The sequence below is a fragment of the Proteus sp. Marseille-Q3619 genome (genome assembly GCF_965283115.1).
This window is the reverse complement of the sequence record NZ_CBDIMP010000001.1, coordinates 2,234,955-2,259,717: the sequence shown is the minus strand read 5'-3', so window position 1 is coordinate 2,259,717 and position 24,763 is coordinate 2,234,955. Positions and strand designations below refer to the sequence as shown.

At 38.2% G+C, this 24,763-nt stretch carries 21 protein-coding genes and 1 pseudogene; 9 read left to right on the top strand and 13 right to left on the bottom strand.

The window, feature by feature from the left end:
- Position 1: 1 nt before the first annotated feature.
- From ACWPWK_RS10270 to radC, 7 genes are all read right to left on the bottom strand, one after another.
- Positions 2–1,171: a glycosyltransferase family 4 protein gene (locus tag ACWPWK_RS10270; protein WP_109373441.1), complete on the bottom strand. Its 1,170-nt coding sequence runs from the start codon at positions 1,169–1,171 to the stop codon at positions 2–4.
- On the bottom strand, positions 1,171–2,274 hold the full coding sequence (locus tag ACWPWK_RS10265; RefSeq protein ID WP_109373378.1) for a glycosyltransferase family 4 protein: 1,104 nt from the start codon (positions 2,272–2,274) through the stop codon (positions 1,171–1,173). The genes ACWPWK_RS10270 and ACWPWK_RS10265 overlap by 1 nt, the downstream gene beginning before the upstream one ends.
- Before the next feature lie 3 nt (positions 2,275–2,277).
- Positions 2,278–3,279 carry a glycosyltransferase family 9 protein gene (locus tag ACWPWK_RS10260; RefSeq protein ID WP_109373377.1) on the bottom strand — a complete coding sequence of 334 codons (1,002 nt, stop codon included), beginning with the start codon at positions 3,277–3,279 and terminating at the stop codon, positions 2,278–2,280.
- Positions 3,280–3,417: 138 nt separating this feature from the next.
- Positions 3,418–4,545, bottom strand: coding sequence for a glycosyltransferase family 4 protein (locus tag ACWPWK_RS10255; protein WP_109373376.1), 1,128 nt, complete (start codon positions 4,543–4,545; stop codon positions 3,418–3,420).
- A 149-nt stretch (positions 4,546–4,694) separates the two neighbouring features.
- Entirely contained in the window at positions 4,695–4,862 is a 168-nt protein-coding gene (gene rpmG, locus ACWPWK_RS10250; RefSeq protein ID WP_006534250.1) for a 50S ribosomal protein L33, read from the bottom strand.
- 11 nt (positions 4,863–4,873) lie between these two features.
- The gene (rpmB, locus tag ACWPWK_RS10245; protein WP_036914542.1) at positions 4,874–5,110 is read right to left on the bottom strand and encodes a 50S ribosomal protein L28; all 237 of its coding nucleotides are present in this window, start codon (positions 5,108–5,110) and stop codon (positions 4,874–4,876) included.
- A gap of 247 nt (positions 5,111–5,357) precedes the next feature.
- Entirely contained in the window at positions 5,358–6,029 is a 672-nt protein-coding gene (gene radC, locus ACWPWK_RS10240) for a RadC family protein (RefSeq protein ID WP_109373375.1), read from the bottom strand.
- A 302-nt stretch (positions 6,030–6,331) separates the two neighbouring features.
- Here radC and coaBC point away from each other — a divergent pair, with 302 nt between their 5' ends.
- The 3 genes from coaBC (at position 6,332) to slmA (ending at position 8,700) form a co-directional block, all read left to right on the top strand.
- The gene (gene coaBC, locus ACWPWK_RS10235) at positions 6,332–7,543 is read left to right on the top strand and encodes a bifunctional phosphopantothenoylcysteine decarboxylase/phosphopantothenate--cysteine ligase CoaBC (RefSeq protein ID WP_109373374.1); all 1,212 of its coding nucleotides are present in this window, start codon (positions 6,332–6,334) and stop codon (positions 7,541–7,543) included.
- A complete protein-coding gene (gene dut, locus ACWPWK_RS10230) occupies positions 7,527–7,985 on the top strand; it encodes a dUTP diphosphatase (protein WP_006534255.1) in 459 nt (152 codons plus the stop codon). Before coaBC ends, dut begins: the two co-directional genes overlap by 17 nt.
- Positions 7,986–8,097: 112 nt before the next feature.
- Positions 8,098–8,700: a nucleoid occlusion factor SlmA gene (gene slmA / locus ACWPWK_RS10225; protein ID WP_109373373.1), complete on the top strand. Its 603-nt coding sequence runs from the start codon at positions 8,098–8,100 to the stop codon at positions 8,698–8,700.
- Positions 8,701–9,008: 308 nt separating this feature from the next.
- On the opposite strand, the gene pyrE is transcribed toward slmA, so the two are convergent.
- The gene (gene pyrE, locus ACWPWK_RS10220; RefSeq protein WP_109373372.1) at positions 9,009–9,653 is read right to left on the bottom strand and encodes an orotate phosphoribosyltransferase; all 645 of its coding nucleotides are present in this window, start codon (positions 9,651–9,653) and stop codon (positions 9,009–9,011) included.
- A gap of 81 nt (positions 9,654–9,734) precedes the next feature.
- Positions 9,735–10,451, bottom strand: coding sequence for a ribonuclease PH (gene rph, locus ACWPWK_RS10215; protein ID WP_072064701.1), 717 nt, complete (start codon positions 10,449–10,451; stop codon positions 9,735–9,737).
- Positions 10,452–10,577: 126 nt separating this feature from the next.
- Between rph and ACWPWK_RS10210 the strand changes: the two genes are divergently transcribed.
- The 3 genes from ACWPWK_RS10210 to ACWPWK_RS10200 all read left to right on the top strand — a co-directional run bounded on the left by ACWPWK_RS10210 (position 10,578) and on the right by ACWPWK_RS10200 (position 17,677).
- Complete coding sequence (locus ACWPWK_RS10210; protein WP_109373371.1) at positions 10,578–11,441, top strand: YicC/YloC family endoribonuclease; 864 nt, start codon at positions 10,578–10,580, stop codon at positions 11,439–11,441.
- Positions 11,442–11,705: 264 nt separating this feature from the next.
- On the top strand, positions 11,706–12,626 hold the full coding sequence (locus ACWPWK_RS10205; protein WP_109373370.1) for a transferase: 921 nt from the start codon (positions 11,706–11,708) through the stop codon (positions 12,624–12,626).
- A gap of 107 nt (positions 12,627–12,733) precedes the next feature.
- A complete protein-coding gene (locus ACWPWK_RS10200) occupies positions 12,734–17,677 on the top strand; it encodes an RHS repeat domain-containing protein (protein WP_109373369.1) in 4,944 nt (1,647 codons plus the stop codon).
- A gap of 79 nt (positions 17,678–17,756) precedes the next feature.
- On the opposite strand, the pseudogene ACWPWK_RS10195 reads toward ACWPWK_RS10200, so the two are convergent.
- Positions 17,757–18,001, bottom strand: a pseudogene (locus tag ACWPWK_RS10195) (IS3 family transposase); the annotation flags it as partial.
- Positions 18,002–18,401: 400 nt separating this feature from the next.
- On the bottom strand, positions 18,402–19,298 hold the full coding sequence (gene murQ / locus ACWPWK_RS10190; protein WP_109373366.1) for an N-acetylmuramic acid 6-phosphate etherase: 897 nt from the start codon (positions 19,296–19,298) through the stop codon (positions 18,402–18,404).
- A 108-nt stretch (positions 19,299–19,406) separates the two neighbouring features.
- Here murQ and ACWPWK_RS10185 point away from each other — a divergent pair, with 108 nt between their 5' ends.
- The gene (locus tag ACWPWK_RS10185) at positions 19,407–20,144 is read left to right on the top strand and encodes a tetratricopeptide repeat protein (RefSeq protein ID WP_109373365.1); all 738 of its coding nucleotides are present in this window, start codon (positions 19,407–19,409) and stop codon (positions 20,142–20,144) included.
- A 94-nt stretch (positions 20,145–20,238) separates the two neighbouring features.
- On the opposite strand, the gene ACWPWK_RS10180 is transcribed toward ACWPWK_RS10185, so the two are convergent.
- Positions 20,239–20,697, bottom strand: coding sequence for a GNAT family N-acetyltransferase (locus tag ACWPWK_RS10180; RefSeq protein WP_109373364.1), 459 nt, complete (start codon positions 20,695–20,697; stop codon positions 20,239–20,241).
- Positions 20,698–20,831: 134 nt separating this feature from the next.
- On the opposite strand from ACWPWK_RS10180, the gene pdxR reads away from it, so the two are divergent.
- The gene (gene pdxR / locus ACWPWK_RS10175; RefSeq protein WP_109373363.1) at positions 20,832–22,319 is read left to right on the top strand and encodes a MocR-like pyridoxine biosynthesis transcription factor PdxR; all 1,488 of its coding nucleotides are present in this window, start codon (positions 20,832–20,834) and stop codon (positions 22,317–22,319) included.
- Between the two features lie 50 nt (positions 22,320–22,369).
- Here pdxR and ACWPWK_RS10170 read toward each other — a convergent pair whose 3' ends face one another.
- Positions 22,370–22,933: a class I SAM-dependent methyltransferase gene (locus ACWPWK_RS10170; RefSeq protein WP_109373362.1), complete on the bottom strand. Its 564-nt coding sequence runs from the start codon at positions 22,931–22,933 to the stop codon at positions 22,370–22,372.
- A gap of 471 nt (positions 22,934–23,404) precedes the next feature.
- On the opposite strand from ACWPWK_RS10170, the gene asd reads away from it, so the two are divergent.
- The gene (gene asd / locus ACWPWK_RS10165; protein ID WP_100157779.1) at positions 23,405–24,511 is read left to right on the top strand and encodes an aspartate-semialdehyde dehydrogenase; all 1,107 of its coding nucleotides are present in this window, start codon (positions 23,405–23,407) and stop codon (positions 24,509–24,511) included.
- Positions 24,512–24,763 lie beyond the last annotated feature (252 nt).

The following is a 24,763-nucleotide window of genomic DNA, read 5'->3' as shown; positions in this document are numbered from 1 at the left end:
ATCACTGAATTAACGTCTCTATTGTCTTTAGAATAACCTCAGCCCGTTTATCCCAGTTGTAATAGTTTTCAACTAATGAGCGGGCATGGGCGGTTTTTTCACTTGCTCGTTGTGGATTATCTCTTAACTGTATTATCTGTTTTGCAAAACTTTGTGCATCGCCACTATCTGCAAAACTTACCGCTTTTTCATCTACAACATCACGGATTGAAGGAAAATCTGAAATCACCACAGGTTTTTCCATCGCCATATACTCAAATAACTTAAGGGGTGAAGTATAACGGCTTCCAATACTGGTTAACGTAAGCGGGAGTACACAGATATCGTGCTGGGCAATCGCTTCAAAGCGTTTTTTCGGATCAATAAACCCCAAAAAATTGACCTTATCTTTTACATCCATTTCTTGCGCTAATAAGGTTAATCCTCCAATCTGCTCCGGCGTTCCCCCTGCAATATTCAACCGTGCGTTATCAAGATATTTCATTGCTCGCATCATGGTAGGAATACCCTTCCATTTATGCAGGCTACCTAAATACAGCACTTCAGTTATAGTTTTATCTAATAAAGGAGGAGTAATCTGATAATCCATCGCGGCATGCAAATCAACACCATCAGGGACAACCGTTATTGGTGTAGTAACTTGATATTGCGAAACAATATCATCTCTGAGTAATGAAGTAAGAACGAAAATACCTGTCGCTTGGCTGTAAACCAATTTCTCCATTTTTAATAATTTATGGTATTTAGCACGATTCTTTTTTTTCTCAAATGAATGAGACTCGGCAAAAGATTGCGCAAATATTTCATGGCTTTCAAAAAAAAGGGGAATTTCTGGATAGCTTTCACAAAGATAACAAGCCAGTTTTAAATTACGGGTAAACAATGCATCAACGTTATTTTGCTTAACCCAACGCGCTATCTGTAATGAGAAAAGTTTTTGTGAATTAAATGGGAAATACCATTTACGACGAATATCTCTTAAGGAAACTAAACTTGCATTAGCATGGATTGAACGACCTAATATATCGCTATCTCGATATTGTCCTTTTGGTGTAACTAAAGTGACATGTGCACCCGCTCTGGCAAAAGCATCAACATTTTGCAAAATTTGCAATGAAGCAACTCGTAAGTCAGGAACTGGGTAAGGATCAAGATAGGCAATCTTCATTATTATGACGCCAATGTCTGTAATAAACGTTGTGCAGAATGTTGCCAAGTATAACGTGTTTCTATACGTGAACGTGCATTCTCGCCCATTGTTTTACCTCTGTCGGGTAATTCGCGAAGATGATTAATTGCCATCACAATTTCATCTGCACTACCTGGGGCGACTAAAACCCCAGCGGTACCTTCATTACCGACAACTTCGGGAATACCTCCGATATGGCTAGCAATAACCGGTTTAGCACATGCCATCGCTTCTGCAATCGTAATGCCAAATGCTTCATCCCCAGTACTTGGGAAAATACCAGCATCACTTGCTGCATAAAATTCAGGTAATTGGTTATGCTCAACGGGTTGATGAAAAATAACTTGTTCAGCAATGCCTTTCGCTACCGATTTACTCTTCAATCGCTCTAGATCATCACCCGTACCGATAATCAAGAGCTTAACATCTTCACCTTTCAGCTTTTCAATGGCATCGATTGCGACACTCAAGCCTTTCCAACCAACTAATCGTCCAGCAAATGAGAGTAAAAAAGTAGACTCACCTATTCCTAATCGCTCACGTAACGAGGTAGTCATAGGTTTAAATTTTTCAATATCCACACCATTATAAATCACACTAGGGAATTGCTTAAAATGATGTTGGATTTGCCAAGCATTAAAATGGCTACATGCTACCCATGCTGAAATCTTTTTACCTAATCTGCGATCACCTTTAAAAAAGCTGGTTCCTCCACTCATATAGCAAAAACGCGTTGAGGATAATTTAGGCATCATAGAGGGCCAAAAAAAATCAAAAGGTTTCGTTAAAATAACCCAATCGAATTTTTGATTGATAACATCTTTTTTAGCGTGTCGTGCAAAAGTGTAGCGCTCAACAATACGACGAAAACGACCACCAAGATCGATAACTTTATCTCGCGGTGTATAAGGATAAGTGTGTACCTGTATTTGGCGTCCCGCCAGATTGTGTCGAATATCGCCATTACCACCATAAAGATGAACTTCATGCCCCGCATCATGCAATTGCTTAGCCAGTTCCCAAACCGCTGTTTGGATCCCGCCATAAGACATGGTGATTGTGACATCAATTATACCGATCTTCATGGATTACTTTTTCACCTTCATTCCATCAATAATATTACGCACTGCACCCCACACTTCTTCGACTGATATATCAGCCATATTATCTTCACGGCGGGCATTGTCCAACGACGTTGGATGCTGGATAACCTGACAACAAGAATGCTGTAATGGCGCTAAATAACACCCTGGGTGATAACTATGATATAACGCCACCATTGGGATATCTAAAGCCCCAGCTAAATGTGTGGGACCTGTATCTACCCCAACATAAAGCGATAAATTCGCCATAATTGCCGCATTTTGCCGCATTGAAACTCGACCCGCTAAGGCTAAACAATGCTGTTCACCCATTTGTTTAGCTAAATCAATGGATAATTGTTCACTTTCCTTACTACCTAATAGCAAAAAGTACGCACTCGCGTCATGGGTAATAATCTGTTTTGCTAATTGTAGAAAATTTTCCACAGGCCAATCTCGATAGGCTTTAGCTGGAAAACTTTGCAGTTGAAAACCAATAATATTCTTATTAATTAATGAATTATCTTTTAAAAACTGTTGTGCAAAAGTCGCTTCTTCCTCATTGATAAAGTAACGCAATTGCCAACAACTCGGATAAATCCCTAATGCATTAATTAATAAGGCACGTTCTTTTTGTGCAACTATCGGCGACTTGGGACGAGCAACCCAAGTCACATTGCCTTGTTGCTGAGAAATATCAGCAAAAGCAACGGTATGATGAGATTGGCGACGAGCATAATTCACCAAATCACGATCATTACCGTATACCAAAGCCAAATCATAAGGCTTATGAGGTAACCAACCAGTCCAAACCGCCCTTTTTTTAGAAAAATGCCTAATGCTATCAATATCAGGGTTATGCTCAAGAATGCATGCGCTACGCTTATGTGCAAATACATGAATATGAGCATTGGGCCAGCGCTGTTTTAAGGCATGAATAACGGGAGTGATAAGTAATGTATCACCAAAACGCGCTACCGCTATAACCAATATATTTTTCGGATCCATATGCTTTTTATTTGGCTTAAATGATACATTTACTTCTCAGACTATACACTAAAAAGTATTACAAATATTCATCAATAAGATGAATACACCAAGTTGATAATAGAGATAATCGTTTCACGGCTTTATTATCAACATGAATCATACTGATTTATTTTTATTGTTGATTGCCTGAATAAAGATCCTTTCCATCTTATCTAACATATTATCCAAACTAAATCGTGAAACGGCATGTTCAAGCGCTGCTTGTCCCATTTGTTCACGCAATTTATCTGAGCTCATTAATTTAGCTAAATGACGGGTTAATAATTCTTGTACTTGCGGTACTAATGTAAATCCTGTTTTACCATCAATAACTGCTTCGCTAATCGCGCCAACCGTAGTTGACACGACAGGTAAACCACATGCCATCGCCTGCATAATACCTTGTGGTACACCTTCATTACCAAAAGAGGGTAACGCAAAGAGATCCATTGCATTTAAACAATCTGGTACATCATTACGATTACCAAGGAAAAAGATACTCTGTTCTAAACCAGCCTCTTTCACCATTGGCTCTAGGTTTTTACGCTGAGGGCCATCACCTACAAAAATTAATTGCCAGTCTGGAAACTGCTGATGTAACAATTTCCATGCTTCTACTAAATATTTATGCCCTTTCCATACTCGCATGGTAGCAACAATCCCTAATGTTGGTTTATTAGGTATGCCAATTTTTTCTCTGGCTTGCTGTTTATCTTGTGGAAAAAAACGTTGCAAATCAATTCCTGTAGGAACTGAGGTCATTTTTTCTAATGGAAATTTATTATGCTGATGGAGTGTCTGGCGTAATTTCTCACCTGTTGTCACGACATGCGCACAAGATGAAAGATAAAGCCATCGTGTTGGTAATAAACGTGAAACATCCGTAGAAACATGACGAGTTCGAACAACTACGGGTGAATGACGTAATGTGACACAAGAAGCGGCAACTAACCATGCATCAGTTGAACTATGGGTATTGATAACATCAAATTGGTGACGATGTGACTTTAACCATTGGCGAAGTGCTTTTAATGCTGAACTGCGTTTTTTTTCAATCGGTAGAGTGAAAACCTCAATACCATAATCCGGTGCAGCCTTCGCAATTTTAGATGTAGGACAACACACTAATGCAACTCGGTGCCCTCTGCGGATCATGCCTTGAGATTCCGTCAGTATACGAATTTCCTGACCACCCCAGCCACAAGATGACTCTGTGTGTAATATTGATAATACTGACTTGCTCATCCGCAATCCATTCACCCGATGATTTTAAAAGAGCCATAGTATAGCTAAAGAGTAAGCGAAGATCACAATAGCTTTACTTTGTTATACTTAGCGGGCTCCAGATAACAAAAAACCCGACACTAAGGTCGGGTTTTTTAAGAAAACTAAAATTATTTAATTTTAGCTTCTTTATAAAGCACATGTTGACGAACAACTGGATCGAATTTTTTCATTTCCAGTTTTTCTGGCATAGTGCGTTTGTTCTTCGTAGTGGTATAGAAGTGACCTGTACCAGCAGAAGAAACGAGTTTAATTTTCTCGCGAATACCTTTAGCCATTTTTCAGCTCCTTAGAACTTCTCACCACGGGCACGTAAATCTGCTAATACAGATTCGATGCCTTTCTTATCAATCACACGCATACCTTTAGCAGATACACGCAGAGTTACGAAACGTTTCTCAGACTCAACCCAGAAACGGTGAGAGTGCAGGTTTGGCAGAAAACGGCGTTTAGTCGCGTTTAATGCGTGAGAGCGGTTGTTTCCACTCACAGGACGCTTGCCGGTAACTTGGCAGACTCGGGACATGTCTATTCTCCAAAAATCTAATCAGCTCGAGCTTTAATATCAGGTTTGACCGCCTCGTCAGGCTTTGGAGCCCATCTCAGCAACTTTTAACGATTGAAAAACTGTGTAAACACCTCAGAAAAAACTTGCTGAGATAGGCTCTTCTCGCCAAACCCAAGATCCTCAAAGGTGGCGTAGTATACGCCCAATGGCCTCAACGCTCAAGACCCGTACAAATAAAGATTGACAATAATTACAAAAATATTTGCTATAACCAACCACGTTCTGCAAAAGAAACACAGTTATCATGCCCTATCACAAGGTGATCGAGTACATTTATGCCAACCAACTGACAAGCAGTAAAAATTTTTTCAGTCAATTGTTTATCTGCAAGGCTTGGTTCTGAATGACCAGAGGGATGATTATGAGCAAGAATGATAGATGTTGCATTCTTTTTTATCGATTGACGGACAATTTCTCTCGGATGAACCTCTACTCGGTTAATTGTTCCTTTAAACATTTCTTCAAATGCAATCAATTGGTTTTGATTATCAAGAAACAACACCACAAACACTTCTCGGTCTCGCCAATGAAGTAATTTTTGCAAGTAATGCTTTGTGTCTTCAGAAGAAGAAAGTACATTTTTATACATAAATTGTATTGTAGAAAAACGCTGAGCCATTTCATTGATAGCTTGCAACTGGGTAAACTTTCCCACGCCAACACCTTTAAAACGCCCTAATGTTTCATAATCAGCATTAATAACGTGATAAAGAGAGCCACATTCTTTAAGTAAAAAAGCAGCAAGCTCTAATACAGATTTTTCATAAGTGCCGGTGCGTAAAAAGAGCGCCAATAACTCAATATCAGTGAGTGATTCCACGCCATAAAGTAATAGTTTTTCTCTAGGTAAAAGTTCACTAATCGATTGATTTTCCATCCGTGGACTCCTTAATAAGTAAAGGTAGTGGTATTAATGATCTATTTTATTTATTCACATAGGCATTAAGATCTAGGAGAAACATCACTCATCATTAAATGCCAATCGCAAAACAACTGTTGTTTTATACAGTTAATTTACTATAAACTACTAATCTTGTATAAAAAAGACACATATCAAATTTATGCGAGATGAATCTCAAAAATTTAATCTATAAAACATGAAGTTACATAGAATTCCGAATTCACGATTACCTTGTGGTAAAATTACGGGCAATTATTTATGTACTTAGGCATTTCATCATGACTACACTTCACGACAAAAAGATTATTCTTGGTATCAGTGGTGGTATCGCGGCCTATAAAGCACCAGAACTTGTACGCCGTTTACGTGATAAAGGCGCAATTGTACGAGTTGTAATGACACCCGCTGCTCATGCATTTGTGACGCCTTTGTCACTACAAGCGGTTTCTGGTTTTCCTGTTGCTGATGATTTACTTGATCCAGCGGCAGAGGCCGCTATGGGACATATTGAATTAGGTAAATGGGCTGATTTAATTCTACTTGCACCCGCGACTGCCGATCTTATTGCACGTTTGCGAGTGGGTATGGCAAATGATTTACTTACCACACTCTGTTTAGCGAGTAGCGCGCCTATCGCTATTGCGCCTGCAATGAATCAGCAAATGTACAGAGCCACAATTACACAAGAAAATTTATCTGCTTTAGAACAACGTGGCTGTTTAATTTGGGGGCCTGACTCTGGTAGTCAAGCTTGTGGTGATGTAGGCCCAGGACGAATGTTAGATCCTCTAACTCTCGTCGCATTAGCTGAAAAACAACTTGCTTTACCGCCACAAGATTTTGCAGGTAAAAAAATCACGATAACCGCAGGGCCTACTCGTGAAGCCTTAGATCCAGTGCGTTTTATCAGCAATCATAGCTCAGGAAAAATGGGGTTTGCAATTGCACATGCAGCCGCATTACGTGGGGCTGATGTCACGCTTATCGCAGGACCTGTCACATTACCGACACCGACTTGTGTTAAACGTATTGACGTTGAAAGCGCACAAGAAATGTACGAACAAGTGATGTTAATCGCACCTTCACAAGATATTTTTATTGGTTGTGCAGCTGTTGCCGATTACCGCGCTAAACTTATCGCGACTGAAAAAATAAAAAAACAAGGTGATGAAGTCACCATCACTATGGTAAAAAACCCCGACATTGTCGCGAGTGTTGGAAAAATGGTTGAACACCGTCCTTTTGTTGTTGGATTTGCAGCTGAAACCCAGAATGTGGAAGAATATGCCCGCAAAAAACGAGAACAAAAGCAGCTCGACTTGATCTGTGCCAATGATGTTTCAGCAGAAAATCAAGGCTTTAACAGTGACAATAATGCATTACACCTTATTTGGGCTAATGGAGAAACGCGCTTACCACACAGTAGTAAAGCACAACTTAGCCATCGCCTACTTGACGAGATAGCCAAACATTATGATGAAAAAAATTGATGTTAAAATCCTTGATGCACGTATTGGTCAAGAATATCCACTTCCTGCTTATGCCACAACAGGCTCTGCTGGTTTAGATTTACGCGCTTGCCTTGATGCACCATTGGTTCTTGAACCAGGGCAAACCGAATTATTACCTACAGGTCTTGCTGTACATATTGCCGATGAAGGATTAGCAGCAATGGTGCTTCCTCGTTCAGGTTTAGGCCATAAACACGGTGTTGTATTGGGTAACTTAGTTGGTCTGATTGATTCTGATTATCAAGGTCAACTTATGGTATCAGTTTGGAATCGCGGTCAAACAGCGTTCACCATCGAACCGGGTGAACGTATTGCTCAAATGATCATCGTGCCCGTAGTTCAAGCTGAATTTAATATTGTTGAAGATTTTACTGCAACGGAACGTGGTAGCGGTGGCTTTGGTCACTCTGGCCGCCAATAATAAAGACGTCTTGCATTAATTATATCAATGACGATATCACTCCCTTTGCACTAAAAACCTTAGTGCAAAGGTTTACTGATTTGTTTTGCTTTTAGCAGGGGCCTTATCAGTCATGGCAGAAGAAAAAGAAACCAAAAAGAAAAGAAATAGACGGGATGAAATCTTACAGTCACTTGCCCAAATGTTGGAATCAAGTGACGGTAGTCAGCGCATTACAACGGCGAAGCTTGCCGCTACTGTTGGTGTATCTGAAGCTGCGCTCTATCGACATTTTCCAAGTAAAACCAAAATGTTTGATAGCTTAATTGAGTTTATCGAAGATAGCTTAGTCTCTCGTATTAATTTGATTTTAAAAGACGAAAAAGATGCTGTGGCAAGAATTCGCTTAATTCTTGTCTTGATCCTTGGTTTTGCTGAAAAAAATCCAGGGTTATCTCGTATTTTAACGGGTCATGCTTTGATGTTTGAACAAGACAGATTACAAGGGCGAATAAACCAGCTTTATGAACGCATTGAAGTCCAGCTTCGACAAGTTATCAAAGAACGTAAAATTCGTGAAGGGAGTGCCTTCTTACATGATGAAGCATTACTTGCTTCACAATTACTCGCTTTTTGTGAAGGCATGCTAGCGCGCTTTGTACGCACAGAATTTCGCTATCAACCCACTCAAGAATTTGAAGCCCGCTGGCCATTAATTTTGGCACAGTTACAATGAAATGATGGACTCGTGATTTAACTCAACAATTTGAAATTTACAGATATGCCGTTTTTTTCTTATTTGTGTTAACATGCGTCCTCTGGTACAGAGTTACCTAAATGTATTTATCAGGAATGGCACTCGTGCAGTTCCTACATTGTGGCATTAGCGACTCGCTTTGCCCCTGCTGTAAAAGTCCTTTTTATATTTCAATATCTGTGATAATTGTCGCAGAAGATTCATTGTACTACTCACCCCGCCCATAATTGGGCGAGGGCTTTTTTTTATCTATAATCGGTCAACTCGTTTATCGCGTATTAACTTTATTAATTCACACCGTAGCGTTCACGATAAGCTTTAACCGCAGGTAAATGCTCAGACAGAGTCTTGCTCTCACTTAGGTAGCTAATTAAATCATCCAAAGTAATAATCGAATACACTTGGCATTGATAGTCACGTTTTAACTCTTGTATTGCAGAAAGTTCTTCTCGCCCTTTCTCTTGTCTATCCAAACTTAATAACACCGCAGAAAGCGTTGCATCATGCTGTTTGATGATTTCCATTGACTCACGAATTGCAGTACCTGCTGTAATGACATCATCAACAATCACTACATTACCTTTCAATGGGCTTCCTACTAATGTTCCTCCTTCACCATGATCTTTAGCCTCTTTGCGATTAAAACAGTAAGGGATATCGATATCATGATGTTCAACCAATGCGACTGCCGTTGTAGTTGCAATAGGGATCCCTTTATAAGCAGGTCCAAACAACACATCACAAGACACATTATTATCTAATAATGTTTGCGCATAGAACTGCCCCAGCAAAGCCAAATCACGCCCTGTATTAAATAAACCGGCATTAAAAAAGTAAGGACTCACCCTTCCTGATTTCAGCGTGAACTCACCAAATTTCAGGACATTTTTTGCTAATGCTAGTTCGATAAAGCGGCGTTGGTAGGCTTTCATTTCTTTCTCCTCTCTACGTTACTTGATGACAAATTTTAGGCATAAAAAAAGCGACTTCTCAGTCGCCTTTAAAAATAGAATTTATTGCTTAAGCGCCTCTTTTTGCGCTTCAAATATTTTCTCTAATCCCCCCTTCGCAAGGGCGAGTAAAGCAAGTAATTCTTCATGGCTAAATGGTGCGCCTTCTGCCGTACCTTGAACTTCAATCATACGACCATCATCGATCATCACCACATTCATGTCTGTTTCTGCTGCTGAATCTTCAACATATTCAAGATCGCATAATGGTTCACCATCAACAATACCCACAGAGACTGCAGCTACCATTGATTTCAGAGGGCTTTTTTTCAGTTTGCCTTCTTCAACCATTTTATTTAAAGCATCAACTAATGCGACACAAGCACCAGAGATAGATGCAGTACGTGTACCGCCATCCGCTTGGATAACATCACAATCTACAGTGATGGTAAATTCACCTAATGCTTTTAAATCAACCGCGGCACGTAATGAGCGAGCGATTAAACGCTGGATCTCCATAGTACGACCCGTTTGTTTACCACGAGCCGCTTCACGAGCATTACGACTATTTGTTGCGCGAGGAAGCATGCCGTATTCTGCGGTCACCCATCCTTGCCCTTGTCCTTTCAGAAAACGAGGTACACCGTCTTCTACAGTGGCATTACACAAGACTTTAGTATCACCAAATTCGACTAATACAGAACCTTCAGCATGTTTTGTATAGTGGCGAGTAATGGTAATAGGACGTACTTGGTTTGCTTGTCTGTCTGCTGGACGCATGGTGTTATCTCCGCTTTCTCTGACATATTGGGGGCGCATTATACGACCTAAAATGGCTTATGCCTATCCTTGTATTGATGCATAGGGTTATAATCATATCATCTTTTACATTATTGAGACCCTATTATGATCCGTAGCATGACCGCTTTTGCTCGCCGAGACATCAAAAAAGACTGGGGCACTGCCGCTTGGGAACTGCGTTCCGTAAACCAGCGCTACCTTGAAACTTATATTCGTTTACCTGAGCAATTACGTAGTTTAGAGCCTGTTATTCGTGAACGTCTACGTAATCGCTTAACGCGCGGTAAAATTGAATGTAACTTACGTTTTGATCTTAATGCTCGCTTTCAAGGTGAATTAAATCTTGATGAGAATCTCGCAAAACAACTGATTGTTTCTGCCAATTGGGTAAAAAGCCATAGCCATGAAGGCACTATCAGCCCTTTTGATATTTTACGTTGGCCGGGTGTGATTTCAGCACAAGAGCAAGACTTAGATGCGATTGGTACTGAACTTTTATCCGAATTAGATCTAGCAATCGATGCTTTTATTGCTAGTCGTGAAGCCGAAGGACAATCACTCAAAGAACTTATCGAGCAACGTTTAGATGCGGTTAGCGCAGAAGTCGTTAAAGTAAGAGCTCAAATGCCAGAAATTTTACAATGGCAACGCGAACGCTTAACCAGCAAATTAGAAGAAGCACAGGTTCAAATTGATAATAATCGTTTAGAACAAGAGTTAGTGATGTTAGCGCAACGCTTAGATGTCGCAGAAGAGTTGGATAGATTAGAAGCTCACGTTAAAGAAACGCGCAAAATTCTTGTTAAAAAAGAAGCGGTAGGTCGTCGTCTTGACTTTATGATGCAAGAATTTAACCGTGAATCCAACACATTAGCCTCAAAATCAATTAATACTGAAGTCACCAATTCAGCCATTGAATTAAAAGTTTTAATTGAACAAATGCGCGAGCAGATCCAAAATATTGAATAAGATTTCTTAGCGGTTTACAGCCCATCATTAAGCCAGCCAATACCTTGTATTAGCTGGCTTTTTTGTCTCTATTTGATATAAGCGCCAATAACTCTTACTTATTGTTTAATGGGTTATAAGAAAAACCAACACATAAATATTATAAGCGCCATAATATGCATTAATATAATTAATGTTTTTTTTGCGTGTTATGATAAAAAGGAAAAATAAAGATAATATCTATATATCGAAAAAAATTGACTAATAAATATAGCGAGGTTATCTATGAATACATGGAGTGATATAAAAACAATATATAAATTAAATATTTACATATCTAACGGTGAGAAATCCACATCTATTTATGCCAATAAAGCTCATCAAGTCCCTATTAATATAATTATAGAGGCTAGAGATGCAAAAAATAATTCAATTATTTTATCTAATGAAGAAATATACAAACACATAAAATTAGTTGACTATAAAAATGAGGCCATTCCAAATAGTATTTTGGAAGTATCCGATAAAGAAGGAGCATATGCATATCCAATTCCCAAACCAATAACATACTCCAGCGCGGCTAGTAGTTGCCTTTGTTATCTCTCCGTACCTAAGGTTTCAGAGTCCCCACTCAAAGTATCCGTGAGTGTTATGGTTGGTGATACTGAATATACAACCTCAACTATTAATAACAATAATAATGCCACCCCTGATTTTATCTCTTTAAACATCCAACCTCAGAGAATATTTAATAATGATGATTTGGATATTGTGACAAAAAATGAGAGTGATTTTGGTGGTTATAACTGTGTTTTAAAAAAATATTATGTTCGATTTAAAACAGCACAAAATACAATAACGCATGATGCGCTATGTGACAAAGGCTACTGGTTTCACTATAAACAAACAGGAAATTATAAAGGTTGCTGCACCTCAACTGACTCATCGATAAAACGTGATGTATCTGCCACTTATACAAAAAAATTTACCTTTTCCTCTTCATGGTCCATTACCGTAACATCGAAAAATCATGAAGAAACGGGGATCTGCTTCTGGTCTTATCGGGTATGGCATGGTGCTCTATGGTCCTACAGCGAATGGAAAAAATCTTTACATTTCTTCTTACATGACCAATACGGAAACAGAGCTGATATCAATGTTACATCAAACGGTGATAATCAAATATCTTTTAACGTTATTGTTTGATTCATTACCTATTTAAATAAATCCCATCTTTGAAAAAATTAGCCTCTCACTTATGCACAGAGGCTAACTTCACCTGCAACCCAATAATATTAATGGAGTTTTATACAATGACACAAAAATCAGAATATTTTACACAAAGTCATAATTTTTTCAGCGCTTCACTTGGGGGAGTAGATCCTCGTACTGGATTATATTCATTCTCTTTTCCCATCATAAACATCGTGGCAAATGGGAATTTAGGTCCAGAAATTAATCTTTCATTAAATTACAATCAACTTAACACTGATAATATCGGTTTTGGCAAAGGTATTTCTTTCTCACTAACCTATTATGATGCACTAAATAAAATACTGTATTTATCCAATGGTGAAACCTATCGCATCAAAGAAAATCCACAAGGTATAGAGGTTGAACAACGAAAATTAAAAACATTTAAAATAGAACGAACTAATGAGAATTATATTATTACTTACAAATCAGGCGTAGTTGAGATTTTAGAGGGTACTAATTCTGGTAGAGAAATAAAAAATGTGATCTCAATACATTCCCCTCTAGGCCATCAAGTTAATTTCAATTGGATATTTAAAGGAATAAATAGGCTATCAAGTATAGAAGATCAAAATGGGGAGCTAATTAACATCAATTATGACGATCTAAATATTCCTGCATTAACACTATTCTCAGAAACTTCAGAAGAACGTCTTTTACACTGCCAATTATTTAATGGCTTTCTGAAAAAAATAGTTTATATAAATAACGATTACAAATGGGATATTTCATATAATATAAATGGTTTTGTTGAGAGTATTATTTATCCTTCAGGATTAACGGAAACCATAACTTATCAAAATAATATCATGCGTTTTCCTGAAGATGCCATTCCCGCTCTTCCTGCTGTAATAAAATATATTCTTGACCCTGGTAACGAACAGAAAGCACAAGTTACTACATATGAATATACCAGCACTAACTATTTAGGGTTTGCAAGTGGCGTTAATTTCTCTCCTAACCGTGACAACGCCTATGCTATTTTGACTGATTATCAATATGGTTCAACTGAAACTCAAATAGGAGAGAGTGAAAATATTACTATTACTCGTCACTATAACAATTTCCATTTGATCACAGAAGAGAAGATCCAGAGAGGAACCTGTATACACAGCGTAAAAACGGAATATTACGCAATGATAGGTATGCCTTTTGATCAACAACCAGAGCAATTTCAGTTACCAAAACAAACAACAACTCAATATACCGACCTCAGCAAACCTGCTGAAGAACAGAGTCGTGAGGAGATAACAAAAACCGAATTTGATATCTGGGGCAACCCGATTAAAGAACAATATCCAGATGGCTCAGAAATCCAAACACTTTGGTATGCAGCTGAAGGGGAAGAAAATTGTCCACCAACCCCCAATGGTTTTGTAAAATATATAAAACAACAAACACTCATACCACCGAAAACACCTTATCTCACACCAATACGTGTCATTCAGTTTAGTTACCAAAAACTCGGCAATACTGAATATATCGTACAAGAGAAAAAATGTTTTTATAGTGATAACAAACTATTATCACGGCAATTTTACACCTTAAACTCAACACTAGACGATATTAGCTTTGGTCGAGTAACGATCATTAAAGAAGAAGTATATGACTTAGAAAATGAAGATAACGTCTATATTAATACCCAATATTTTAGTACGCGAATAAACAATAACTTAATCACACAAACAGCTAAACTTATTGGTTATGACGGCTTAAGTAGTGAACTCACTCGTGTTCAATCACTATTTAGTGGTTTACTTTACACAAAAACAGATGCTCAAGGTATTAACACTAATTATCAATATGATTGTATGGGGCGAATTATTAGTAAAACTTTATCCCAAGGAACAGAATATGAAAATACCAGTACTTGGCATTATCTCATTGACCAAAATAAGAATATAACGTGCATAGAAACCTATGGACAAGGAAATAAGTCAAAAATTTTTTTTGACGGTTTAGGTCGAATCATTCGTAAATTACGAGCAAATAGCAATACCCCTACTATCTGGTATGAAGTTCAATCTTATAATTATAATTTATTGAATGAAATAAGTTCAGAAACCAGTAGTGACTGGCAGTTAGAAGAAAATCAAAGCAATAAACAGTACACAATAAGTAATGCTTACTGTTACGATAATTGGGGTCAAATAACCAAGGCATCCTCCACTGATGGTAGAACACGTTGGCAAAATATTGATGTCATCTATCTCACAAAAATATTAAAACAAAGTGGCACTCAAGATGGACAAGAAATATATAGCGGTAGTACTCAAACAACTTATGATATTAACTCTCGACCTCTACATATTACACTCAAAGACCAACAAGAGAATATTAAAGGGACACGTAAGTATGATTATGACGGATGGGGACGCTTATGCAGGGAAGAAGACGAGCTGGGTCACGTCACACTACGTACCTATGACGCTTATGATCGCGTTGTTACCCAAACAGCAGCAGATGGTAGCATAGTCACTCGCACTTATGCCCCTTTTTTAAAGGGTGAACAAATCACATCCATAAAAGTAACGGGAAATAATTCAAAAAGAGAGAATGAAACTTGGACGCTAGGTACTCAAATATTTGATAGTTTAGGACGCGTAGTAAAAAGTATAAGTGGAGGGAGGGTAACAGATTATACCTATCAAAAAGCCTCCCCTGTACCAGATAATGTGACAACACCGGCACAAGAAAAAATCCTTATGACATACGTGCCTGAATTGGATAATGCCATACTTTCCCTTAGCTCAAATGACGTTAAACAAAAGTTCTCTTATAATGCACGTAATGGCCGGCTGTTAGATGCAGACGAGTCCAATAGCGTTAATACACTATTGGCTTGGCATCCTTCAGGAACATTAAAAACAGAAACCGTCACAAGTAATTTAACTGGTGCTAAAAAAAGCGATTACCAATGGACATTACTCGGCAGCAATACCGCATTTAACGATATCACAAGTGCTCAAACGCGCTACAACAGAAATGCATTTGGTCAACTTATTGAAGTTGCTGATAATGCATTAAAAACTCAAATCAACTACAACGCATTAGGGGATCTCAGCACCCTAACTGTTTCTGATCCTACAACAGCAGCTAACCTAAAAACACAGCTCTTTTATGATGATTTTGGCAGAGAGATCTCACGTACTATAACCGATAATTCCGGTATGAAAATAGTAATATCTCAAACATGGTTGGAAAACGATCAACTTGCCAATCGTGTAACCCAAAAAAATGGCACCACTGTCTGTACAGAACATTATGACTACGATCTACGCAATCGCTTACTCAGTTACGAAGCAATAGGGAGTGAGCTTCCAACCACGCCGTATGGTAATTTACTCTCAAAACAAATCTATTCTTATGATGCTCTTAATAACCTTGTTCAGGTAGACACAACCCACAAAGATAACACTATAGACAGTGCTCACTATCATTATCAAAATGATAAAGATCCCACTCAACTCTCATCGATAACGCATACACACGCCAATTATCCAGCTAATATTTCACTCAGTTATGATGCTAATGGACGTATGATTAAAGATGAAATAGATAATACATTACATTATGACGCAATTGGCCGACTTAAAATCATCAGTAACCCGAACGGAAAAAATAGTACATATAGTTATGATGCATTAAATCGTCTAGCCATACAAAATATTGATGACACAGATAGTAGAGCACTCTATTACCGGGGAGATGAGCTTGTAAACGAATTAATGACATCTAAGTCTATTAATAACCGATTAATCAAACTAGGCCATCATTGTTTGGGTGCTGCAACAGAAAACAATCTCATACTCACTGCCACAGATAGCCATGCCAGCCTACTTTGGTCACGAGACACATCTCAAGATAATGGAACGCTGAGCCAATGGAGCCCTTACGGTTATAGTCGTAGTGATTTATGGCTACCCGGCTTTAATGGTGAGCGTCGTGATCCACTTAGTGGCAATTATCATCTGGGGAATGGGTATCGAACGTACAATCCTCAACTAATGAGGTTTATTAGCCCTGATAGTCTCAGCCCCTTTGATGCGGGCGGTATTAACCCTTATGCCTATTGTGCTGGCGATCCAATCAACCGATTAGATCCCAGTGGTCATTTAAGTGGCAACGCTATTACAGGAATTGTATTGGGTGCGTTAGGATTAATTTTCTCTATCTTCACAGCAGGCGCTTCAATTATTGCAGCTGGCAGTGTGGCGGCAGCGCTTAGCTCAACCTCTGCAATTACTTTAGCTGTAGGGGCTCTGGGTGTTGTTTCCGATATTACAAGTATTGTCAGCGGTGCTATTTCTGATAGTAATCTTGAAGCATCGTCTGTTCTTGGCTGGGTTTCTTTAGGCACAGGTATTGCAGGTATCAGTGAGGCGGTGGGTCGTGGTGCCCTAATGGGGCTAAACAGAGCAACTTCAGGCTTCAGAGCTCGTATTGGAAATATTCTAGACACAGGATTATCGGGTCGCGGTGCGACTGCGGCTGCGAAAAAGTGGGCCGTAGTAGAAGATGCAATGGCATTTTATCGAGGTGAAAATCGGGCACCCAATAAAATAAGTGAAGCAGGAGGGTTCAAACCTTGGAGCCAAGTTACACCCGCAGAAATATTACAGCGCTTCAAATCTGAATTTAGTAAAAATGCTACAGAACACTCACAAGCCCATGTCCGTAGCCCTAACCGAGATTATATCTCTTTCGGTACAGATATGGCGGCTGGGGGTTATGCTGATTCTCGTGATTATTTATATGAAATTAAAATTCCTAAAATGCATGAGCAAAATATCACAGCTCAGGTACTTGGAACTGAAACGCTAAAATTTCGAAAAAATGTAGCTTCTCCACGTTTACTACTTGATGGGGAAACAGTTGATACTTCAAATTTTGTCGCTATGCTACCCGCAAGAACCGTAGAAGCGACCTTTGTAACACCAATACCCAAAGAATATATTACTCGATTTCGCCATAAGGGGAAATGGTTCGATTTTCCACTCTGACTCATTGTTTATATTCACTTATCAGGTATGCCGTAAAACCCTGTCTTTCTGAAGTACCCCCATAAAGTTGGACTGTTCATTAAGCAGCTTTCAAGGACTGAGTTCTGTGCTCTACAGGGCTGAGTCCTTTCAATTTAACCTTGATTCTTTCACGGTCTGCTCTAATTCATCAACCGATTTAAATCCTTTTCCATGAAAACACTCAGAGTTAAGTATCCCGAAAAAGCTTTCCATTGACGCATTATCTAAACGATTCCCTTTTCGTGACATGCTTTGTTTTAAGCCCCTTTCCTGTAGCTGTTGTTGATAATGAGCCATTTGATACTACCCCCTTGATCTATCGCTGATATCAAGTTGTCTGCAAACTTCATGTAGAGATGTCCCATTGAGGATCATTTGAACTGCATGAAATTTGAACTCGGGAGAATAAACTTGTTTTGACGTTTTAACTTTTAAGTCACCTAACCCGTGTAATCGATAATTTTCAATCCATAGGCGGATTATGGCATGATTAATTTTAAACCTTTTACTGAGTATTTTAGGTGGCCCTTCATCATTTAGGTAAGCCTGAATAATTTCAAATTTAAACTCTAGAGTATGTTTTAACATAAAAAAGCACCCTTCAAATTAGACTAAAAGAGTCCAACTTTTGGGATGCAGTTCATAGGGCGAGGAGGATGTCAATAATAGTACTTTATAGAGAACATTAAATTGTAGCATTACACTATTCCAACGCCTTTCTAATAAACCCTTTATTTTGATTAAGCATCTGTGCAGCTTGCTGTGCATCTACGTTTGCTAAGATCATCAAAATTGCCGTTTTACAGTGACGCTGACATTGTGATAACGCTTGTTCAGCAATAGCTCTTTCACACTCTGTTGCTTGCATCACAATACGAACTTGGCGCTCAACAAGCTTGGCATTGGTCGCTTCAACATCCACCATCAAATTACCAAACACTTTGCCGATTTTTATCATCGCAGCCGTTGTTATCATATTTAAGATAAGCTTTTGTGCTGTGCCCGCTTTCATTCGTGATGATCCTGTGACCACCTCTGCTCCCACAATCGGTGTAATAGCGATATCTGCAATTTGTGCAATAGGGCTTTCAGGATTACAGCTAATGGCACCTGTTGTCGCCCCTAATGATTTTGCATAATTTAAAGCACCAATGACATAAGGGGTTCTGCCGCTCGCAGCAATACCCACTAATACATCTTTTTCATTAAAATTAAGTTGGCGTAAATCTTGTTCACCTAATTGAATATTATCTTCTGCATTCTCGACAGCTTGTAAAATAGCCTTGTGTCCACCAGCAATTAAACCAATCACCATATCATGAGGTGTACCATAAGTTGGAGGGCATTCACTGGCATCTAAAATCCCTAATCGTCCCGATGTACCTGCTCCGCAATAAATAAGGCGACCACCTTGAGAAAAAGCAATTGCAACTTTATCAACTAATTGAGCAATTTCAGGTAACGCTTTCTCGACTGCTAATGGCACTTTTTTATCTTCATTATTGATGACTTTTAGCATATCGAATGTTGAAAGTGTGTCTATATTTTCACTGTTATGATTTCTACTTTCAGTGACAAGATTGCTAAGGTCAATCGCCATTATCGCTCTCCCAATATTGTTATTTGTTTGATTAAGTCGAAGAAATAAACTGCTTTTATACCATTATTATTGGTAAGATTTTCAAAATCATTACAAACGGTACTCTACATGACATTTATTAAATCTATTTCGACCTTTATCAGTTTAATGACCCTTTTCTTCTCTTTTTCTTTGCATGCTAATTTTGAAGAACAAGAAAAAAGAGTGTTTGAACAAACCCGCACAGAAGCACTAAACCATAATGCACAAGCTCAATATCAATTGGCTGAAATGTATTTAATGGGAACGGGTGTAGAAAAAAATCTCTTTAATGCACAACTGTGGGCTAATGAAGCCATAAAAAATAATTATGCCGATGCCTACGCACTACTTGCTGATCTCTATTTATTTAATACTGACCCTTATTTTAAAAATCATTATGTTGATGCAAGAAAGTTAGCAACAACCGCAGCGAATAAAGGAAGCATAAGAGGAAAAATCAGTCTGGCAACAGCCCTGATAGCACCTTTATCTGGTGAAACCGATTATAAAAAAGCAATTGCATTATTAGAAGAAGCCGCAGCAACGCATCAACCTGAACTTGTTTATGCGCCGATTTGGTTAGGTGTTCTTTATAGCGGAGTAGGTAATGTCCCTGTAGATACTGAAAAAGCGAATATGTGGTTTGCAAAAGCCAACGAAATAACTTTTGAAGGATTTGCTCAAGCAATGGCCTCTTTTATGTTCTCTGGTCAATATCATATTATCGAACCAAATAAGCAAAAAGCTGACGAACTAATGAAACAGGCTTGTGAAGAAGCAAAAAAAGTTGGCAATGAATTCTATTGCCAACAAGCGTTTAACTAACTGAAATTTAATCTAATAAATAACCCTAACTCAGAAAAGAGATGGTAAATATTGCCATCTCTTTTATACCCTATCGGCTCTATCTAACGTTCTTTTACAGCGCCATACGGTATTCAATCACACCTGGTTTTTCTGCCACCCAGTTATATAAACGTTGACCGCGTAAGTTGGTTTCCTGTGTATGCCAATATAAACGAGCACAATCACGCTGTTTTGCTTGTTGATTAACAAACTCAATAAGTTGCTTACCTACGTGGCGGCCGCGTATATCTGGTGAAACAAATAAATCTTCTAAATAACAAAAATCACTTTCAGCCCATGTTGAACGATGAAAAAGGTAATGAACAAAACCCAATACCTTTTCACCTTCCATCGCTACGGCACAATAAACAGGCTCTTTTTCATCAAAAAAACGTGCCCATGTTTTTAATGTAATTTCTTCTGATAACTCAACTTTATAAAATGCTTGATAACTTAACCAATGTGGCAACCATTGAGCATAATGCGCTTGTTCAACAAACTGAATTGAAACAGTTATTGGTGTTGTGCTCATCTCTTTGCTTCCTTCTACTTTTATAAACGGTATAAACAAAAGGAGGTATCACCCTGCCTTTAATCGTTGCCATGGTACGTTTAATTTTGGTTCTCAATAAGGTACACTTTTTGTGTTTTTATAGGATCCACTTTATGAAACAGAAAAAAACAGCTTATTTTCCTAACCTTGTTTTAGAGGAAGGACCTATTGGTTCTCAGATTTATCACGCGATTAGAAAAGCTATTTTAGATGGGCGTTTATCTTCTGGTAGTCGCTTACCATCAAGCCGTACCTTAGCTGAAATGATGTCGATTTCCCGTAATTCTGTTATTGCAGGATTTGAACGTTTAATTGATGAAGGTTATTTATTTACTCGACGCGGTGCAGGTACTTTTGTTGCAAGTACAATCCCTGATGCCATTATTTCTGATAAGTGGGCTAAAACAACCAATCCAGCCTCTTCTTTGTTAATAGAAAATCCGTTAGAAACGCTAAATCCGAATATGCAAAAAGCACAGGATTTTTGGCAACAATCGCAACCCAATATAAACAGTAACCCTATTTTTCACGTCGGAGTCGGATGTGTTGATCTTTTTCCACATGAACTTTGGGGAAGATTATTAGGGCGTATTTGGCGGCAATCAAAAAAAGCACTCGCAACATTTAATTCGCCAACAGGCTATACCCCATTAAAAGAGATGATATGCCAATATATGCAATCAACTCGTGGTCTTTATTGCCAACCTGAACAAATCATTATTGTAAATGGAACACAGCAAGCGATTAACCTCACCACCAGAGTATTATTAAAAGAAGGCGATGCCGTTTGGTTAGATGATCCTGGTTATGACAGCGCACGAGGGATCTTCACATCTTATGGTATAAAATCACACCCAATAAATTCAGATATTGATGGAATGGATATTTTTCAAGGAATAGAGCAGTGTCCTGAAGCAAAACTTGTTTTTACAACACCTTCACATCAATTCCCTTTAGGTAATACCCTCTCACTTTCACGCCGTATTGCGTTATTAGAGTGGGCATCATCCCATAATGTGTGGATCTTTGAAGATGACTACAATAGCGAATTTCGCTATCACTCCAAACCCATTCAATCTCTACAAGGTTTAGATAAATACCAGCGCGTTATTTATGCCGGTACATTTTCAAAAATGATGTATCCCGGGTTTCGTTTAGGCTTTTTAGTCGTGCCTCAAACTTTAGTTGACGCTTTTAAAGTCGCTAAATACTACACCGACTCTCACTCAGGCTTTTTAGAGCAAGCAACATTAGCGCTGTTTATTTCTCAAGGTCATTATGCACGCCATGTTCGACGAATACGAAAAGCCTGCTATGAACGTTATCAAGTATTGACTAATGCCATAAAAACACATTTATCTCATGTTTTCTGTGTTGAACCGACAGACTCTGGGATCCATATTGTCTGCTGGCTACTGGCTGGCTACACAGAAGAATATATTGTTAAAAAAGGGCAAGAAATTGGCTTAGCTATACAGCCTTTATCACGTTACTGCATGCAAGCTTATCCTAAACAGGGCGTATTATTAGGATATGCAGCTCATAATTCTACCGAAATTGAAAACAGTATTACGCGACTTGCTCAAGTTTTATCTGAATAAATAATATTGATTATTTACAATATAAAAATCGGATAAGCTTTATATTCACCCTATTTTATTTTTGGTGTGCAATAATAAACCCAAGCAGGAGGAACATTTCGTATTACACGTCTTTTTTCCAAATGAAAATAACGAGATAATGTCTTTTCATATCGAGTTGTATATTGGAAAAGAACAAAGCAACCCTGTGTTTTTAATAACTCACTATGAACCCGTTTTAAGATTTTTAATCCTAATTTTCGATTAATAGATAGAAAAGGAAGCCCTGAAATAATCATATTATAATGACTATCTAATTTCTCTGCTGATGTGGTATAAATCCTTAAGCGTTTATCATCAATTTTACGCAGTTCAGTGGCGAAACTCGGTTCTATTTCAAAGACATCCAACGATGAATGTGCAGACATTCTTTTTAGAATTTGATGCGTAATAACGCCAGTACCCGCGCCTAATTCTGCAATTTGAACATCTTGATGCCAGTTGAGTTTATCCAGCATTTCATAACATAACCAACGAGATGAAGGTGCGATAGTACCCATTGTGGTTGGTGAAATCACAAACCGCTTTAAATATGAGTAATACGTAGATAATGGAATGAATGTAGATATATCCATTTGCGCCTCCTAAAACCTTTTTATCAAGGTAAAATAAAAATCAGATAAAATGAAGAATATTCATCGTTATTTTTTATTTATGAATTTATGTCATCTCTTGGATAACGTTTTTCAGTATAAAGCTTGGAGCCATATCTAAGTAAATACGTTTTTCTTATATATTACACTATTTTACATTTTTCTATTTTTACTCTATTTTCTTAAACAAGAATATATTTTTATTTATTAAAAAAATGAAATAAGAAATAACAGAATATTCTTACATTTTAATGACTCATCCATTTTGCTTTTAACAAATTATTGATATTTGTTCGTTCTGTGGTTTCCTTTTGTTAACTCTATGCAGACTATAAGAAACGCTTCTAATTCTTTGGCAAATAATCAATAAATTCACTTGCACCTATCTCTATATTTTGTCAGGTTAGTGTGAGGTCTCTCACTATTCCTACAGACAAAGACAGGGTAATTACAATGAAAAATGTTGGTTTTGTGGGCTGGCGTGGTATGGTCGGCTCCGTTTTAATGCAAAGAATGGTTGAAGAACGTGATTTTGATGGGATAAACCCTGTTTTCTTCACCACATCTCAATTAGGTGAAGCAGCACCTGCTTATGGTAATCACCGTAGTACTCTGCAAGATGCTTATGACATTGATACCTTAGCATCACTCGATATTATTATTAGTTGCCAAGGTGGTGACTACACCAATGAAATCTATCCCAAACTACGCCAAGCCGGTTGGCAAGGTTACTGGATTGATGCAGCATCAGCACTGCGTATGAATGATGATGCAGTGATTATTCTCGATCCTGTTAATGGGCAGCATATTCAAGATAGCTTAAATAAAGGCATTAAAGCCTTTGTCGGTGGTAATTGCACCGTCAGTTTAATGCTAATGTCATTAGGTGGTCTGTTTGCTAACAATCTAGTGGAATGGGCAAGCGTATCTACTTATCAAGCGGCGTCTGGGGCTGGTGCTCGTCATATGAGAGAGCTACTGTCACAGATGGGTTCTTTACATAATCAAGTGGTTAAAGAGCTAGAAAACCCAGCATCTGCAATATTAGATATTGAACGTAAAGTCACTAACTTTACGCGCAGCGGTACAATGCCTACCGAACAATTTGGTGTTCCTCTTGCAGGTAGTTTGATCCCTTGGATTGATAAACAACTAGAAAACGGTCAAAGCCGTGAAGAGTGGAAAGGGCAAGCTGAAACCAACAAGATCCTAAATACAGGTTCTAATATCATTCCTGTGGATGGTCTTTGTGTTCGTATTGGTGCATTACGTTGCCATAGCCAAGCATTCACCTTAAAACTGAAAAAAGACTTACCTGTTGCAGAGATTGAACAGTTACTCGCAAGCCATAATGATTGGGTAAAAGTCATTCCTAATGATCGTGAATTAACTATGCGTGAATTAACACCAGCAGCAGTCACAGGTACATTGAGCACACCAGTAGGCCGTATTCGTAAACTAAATATGGGCCCTGAATTTATTTCAGCCTTTACAGTGGGTGACCAGCTGTTATGGGGTGCCGCAGAGCCTTTACGTCGTATGTTGAATATTCTGCGTTAAAATTCATTCTTTAGAATATCGGCCATTTTAAGAAAATAGAAATGGTTGATATTCTTATTCTCAATAGTTATTAGCTTCATTTCTTATTTTCCTCACACCTTTTTCTCATAAAACTATTTTTTAATTTTTCTTATTTTATTTATTTTTAATTTTATAGATCTTTATAAAACAAGTTTTCTACAATAATTTCAAAAATAACTCTAAAGAATTCAGGCTGATTATTCAGCACAATCCACCTATTTTTATTCAAAA

What these genes read in the sequence shown, in the direction of transcription:
- ACWPWK_RS10265 (WP_109373378.1), bottom strand. Translation starts at nt 2,274, where the DNA reads ATGAAGATCGGTATAATTGATGTCACAATCACCATGTCTTATGGCGGG.
- coaBC (WP_109373374.1), top strand. Translation starts at nt 6,332, where the DNA reads ATGACTACACTTCACGACAAAAAGATTATTCTTGGTATCAGTGGTGGT.
- murQ (WP_109373366.1), bottom strand. Translation starts at nt 19,298, where the DNA reads ATGGCGATTGACCTTAGCAATCTTGTCACTGAAAGTAGAAATCATAAC.
- rpmG (WP_006534250.1), bottom strand. Translation starts at nt 4,862, where the DNA reads ATGGCTAAAGGTATTCGCGAGAAAATTAAACTCGTTTCTTCTGCTGGT.
- ACWPWK_RS10210 (WP_109373371.1), top strand. Translation starts at nt 10,578, where the DNA reads ATGATCCGTAGCATGACCGCTTTTGCTCGCCGAGACATCAAAAAAGAC.
- ACWPWK_RS10180 (WP_109373364.1), bottom strand. Translation starts at nt 20,697, where the DNA reads ATGAGCACAACACCAATAACTGTTTCAATTCAGTTTGTTGAACAAGCG.
- ACWPWK_RS10260 (WP_109373377.1), bottom strand. Translation starts at nt 3,279, where the DNA reads ATGGATCCGAAAAATATATTGGTTATAGCGGTAGCGCGTTTTGGTGAT.
- ACWPWK_RS10205 (WP_109373370.1), top strand. Translation starts at nt 11,706, where the DNA reads ATGAATACATGGAGTGATATAAAAACAATATATAAATTAAATATTTAC.
- radC (WP_109373375.1), bottom strand. Translation starts at nt 6,029, where the DNA reads ATGGAAAATCAATCGATTAGTGAACTTTTACCTAGAGAAAAACTATTA.
- ACWPWK_RS10255 (WP_109373376.1), bottom strand. Translation starts at nt 4,545, where the DNA reads ATGAGCAAGTCAGTATTATCAATATTACACACAGAGTCATCTTGTGGC.
- ACWPWK_RS10200 (WP_109373369.1), top strand. Translation starts at nt 12,734, where the DNA reads ATGACACAAAAATCAGAATATTTTACACAAAGTCATAATTTTTTCAGC.
- rpmB (WP_036914542.1), bottom strand. Translation starts at nt 5,110, where the DNA reads ATGTCCCGAGTCTGCCAAGTTACCGGCAAGCGTCCTGTGAGTGGAAAC.
- rph (WP_072064701.1), bottom strand. Translation starts at nt 10,451, where the DNA reads ATGCGTCCAGCAGACAGACAAGCAAACCAAGTACGTCCTATTACCATT.
- ACWPWK_RS10170 (WP_109373362.1), bottom strand. Translation starts at nt 22,933, where the DNA reads ATGGATATATCTACATTCATTCCATTATCTACGTATTACTCATATTTA.
- slmA (WP_109373373.1), top strand. Translation starts at nt 8,098, where the DNA reads ATGGCAGAAGAAAAAGAAACCAAAAAGAAAAGAAATAGACGGGATGAA.
- dut (WP_006534255.1), top strand. Translation starts at nt 7,527, where the DNA reads ATGATGAAAAAAATTGATGTTAAAATCCTTGATGCACGTATTGGTCAA.
- asd (WP_100157779.1), top strand. Translation starts at nt 23,405, where the DNA reads ATGAAAAATGTTGGTTTTGTGGGCTGGCGTGGTATGGTCGGCTCCGTT.
- pdxR (WP_109373363.1), top strand. Translation starts at nt 20,832, where the DNA reads ATGAAACAGAAAAAAACAGCTTATTTTCCTAACCTTGTTTTAGAGGAA.
- pyrE (WP_109373372.1), bottom strand. Translation starts at nt 9,653, where the DNA reads ATGAAAGCCTACCAACGCCGCTTTATCGAACTAGCATTAGCAAAAAAT.
- ACWPWK_RS10185 (WP_109373365.1), top strand. Translation starts at nt 19,407, where the DNA reads ATGACATTTATTAAATCTATTTCGACCTTTATCAGTTTAATGACCCTT.